This is a genomic window from Duganella sp. GW821-FHT07F09, assembly GCF_059418705.1.
Genome location: NZ_JBWKQJ010000035.1, coordinates 1 through 2584, shown reverse-complemented (window position 1 = coordinate 2584; position 2584 = coordinate 1). Strand labels below are relative to the sequence as shown.

At 53.7% G+C, this 2584-nt stretch carries 3 protein-coding genes; all 3 read left to right on the top strand.

Going from position 1 to position 2584, the window contains the following annotated elements:
* Positions 1–591: hypothetical protein (locus tag AC07P1_RS33655; protein ID WP_494699943.1), on the top strand; the 591-nt coding region annotated here is incomplete at its 5' end.
* 18 nt (positions 592–609) lie between these two features.
* Positions 610–1032 carry a hypothetical protein gene (locus AC07P1_RS33650; protein ID WP_494699942.1) on the top strand — a complete coding sequence of 141 codons (423 nt, stop codon included), beginning with the start codon at positions 610–612 and terminating at the stop codon, positions 1030–1032.
* Positions 1033–1672: 640 nt separating this feature from the next.
* A complete protein-coding gene (locus AC07P1_RS33645) occupies positions 1673–2305 on the top strand; it encodes a hypothetical protein (protein ID WP_494699941.1) in 633 nt (210 codons plus the stop codon).
* Positions 2306–2584 lie beyond the last annotated feature (279 nt).

The window sequence follows — 2584 nt, the reverse complement described above, 5'->3', positions numbered from 1 at the left end:
GGCGGCGAGTTGTTCAGCCCCGGCGCATATGCCAAGGGAGCCCAGTTGGGCATGGCGGGGCTGACCTCGCTGGCGCCAATGGCTGACACGATAGTCACCAACTATATGCAGCGTACCGGGGGTATACTCTATGCGATGCCGGAGTCGGGTGGGGTAAATGGCGCGACCGTTTCGGAAGTTGCCGGTACTGAGAAGTTGATATACAACCATCAGCTCAAGCCAAATAAAGTCACTGATGTTGAGGATCTTAGAATTCAATTGGCGGAACACCAAACCGCCATGAACGACATTATCGAAACAGAAGGGATGACTGGACTTCAAACTCGAATTAAAAACTATCGTTCGGATCCAAGTATTGAGGCAGAAGGTCGCGCATTTGCAAAAGCATTTGGACCGGCAGATAAGGGGAACGCGTGGCTTCATACACCGGATATGGCTACGGGTGGGTTGCCATCTGATATTATTGGCCAAGGACTTTCGCGTAATAACTCTATCTTGGGTGGTAACGCGAATAGAATTGGAAATGAAATTCTTGCGCTACCACCAACTACTCGCTCTCTAATACTTGAATTAAATCTAATTTCACACTAAATTATTGGGAGCCCTGTTTTGTATAAAATATTATCACCCTATCTGAATGTCGATAAGGTAATGGCCAGATGGGCAACCATTGCCAACGATTTTGATGAGTTGGTTGGATACACTTACTTAGGAGACGTTTTTTTACGGAATTCAAAAACTGGGCAATTTTCTATATTGTTCACGATTGGTCCCGAGTTGGTGCCGCTTGATATAAATTCATTAGTTGAGTTTGAAAAAACTTTTTTGACACATCCGGAAGCTGTACGTACTATTCTTCAAAGAGAAAAAATCGATTTAATCGAGAATCGGTTAGGCGAGTTGGCGGAAGACGAAATCTATATTCCAGTACCTTTTCCGTTCATGGGTGGGGATCGCTCTATTGGTTCTTATAAAAAAGGGAAGTTTTTCACCTTTTTGGATCTGGTTGGGGGATTGCAAGGTATTGAATAGGCGTAAGTACAACATCTGTAACTATGGCAGCGATAGGTACACAGATGCTGAATCTTATCGCTGATAGCGCCGGAGCGCCGGGGTCAAGTCTAGCATTCGCACACGACCTCGGCCTTCTGCTTGGCGCAGCGCACACATCGGCCTGACACCGGCGCAGGGGCGCCAGACATGACGCCTGTTCCGCGAGGTCGGCCTACCAATTGAGCGTAGTGGAGTGACTGGGCCGTGTCGTGTCGACTTTGTGGAACAGGCGCTATGTTAAAGCGGGTGCGCAACGGTCGATTTGCCCCGGAGCGGCTGTGCCCTTGCTTGGCCGTTTTCTGACTGACGGCACAACCCGGGGGCAAGCAAAGAACGAGCGCGCCTGGTCAACCCGACTCGATTAACAGCGTGACCGTTGGTGTCTGCTTCGCGGATGAAGGTATCTCGCAGCGACTGATATCGTCCGCAGCGATGCGGCAGCCGAACTCAACAGCACAAGTTCGGCGGACGAGTTTGTTTCCAGGCATCTATGGGCGGTGACATCTCGCGGACGCGTTCGACATGCGCTTGGTAAAGCGTGAGGTCGCACGCTTTCCGATGTTTTCATCAGTCGCATAGCGACTTAATAATTATTTTTACACCCCATTAGGAAGAAACAATGCAAAAATTTAAAACAATCGCCATCCTCACCATCACCATGGCTTTGGTGCTGAGCGCGTGCGCGTCAACGCAACGATTGAGTGATTCGGATCGCGCCAGCACAAAGACCGTGGCCATCAGCAGCACGGTCCAGAAGGGCGACCTGTTTCTGCTCGCCCCCGGCGGCGCGAACATCGGCCTGATGTTCGGCGCCCTCGGCGGCGCGGCGGCGTCGGGTTCCATCGAGAACGAGAGAACCGCGTTCAACAACTTCTTGCAAGCCAATGCCGTCTCGATCGACGCCATCGTGCGCGACGAGTTTGAAAAGGTGCTGCGGGCCTCCGGCAAAGTGGCCATCGCCGCACCGGGCGACGCCGCCTTGCCGGTGCTGAAGATCTCGGTTCCCCAATATGGCTTTGGCGTGACGCACTTGATGAGCTCCAACGTCGTGCCGGTGATGAATATCAAAGGTGTGCTAACGGACGGCGCGGGCAAGGTGCTCTGGAGCGACACCGAGAGCATGTTGCCGTCCATCGCCAGCCCGATGGATTCCACGACCTGGCAGAAGCTGCATGACGATCCCAAGCAGATCGAGAAGGAATGGCGCAAGGCGGCCCATTACTTGGCCAAGAAGATAGTCGATACACTTTAATTGGAATTACAGGGGAGGGGAGTTCCAAGGAGTGGATGCATTTGACACTGCGTTGGACGCCGCACGGCGAGCATGACAGTGTTTTGAACCTCCTTCGGCCTGGCGCTGGCCGGCGGCCGCCACGACGCAAAGCGCGCCGGTGGCGAGCAACGAGGCGCTGGCGCCGCAGGTGGCGCGCCAGCGCCTGAGCGCGAGCATGGTATCGACGATGTCGACCGAGTCGACTTCGGCCACAACGGCAACGGCGACGACGTCCGGCGCGCGCGTGAACTACTTCGA

Bases quoted from the DNA above. Each gene is read 5' to 3' on its own strand.
- AC07P1_RS33645 (WP_494699941.1), top strand. From the start codon at position 1,673: ATGCAAAAATTTAAAACAATCGCCATCCTCACCATCACCATGGCTTTG.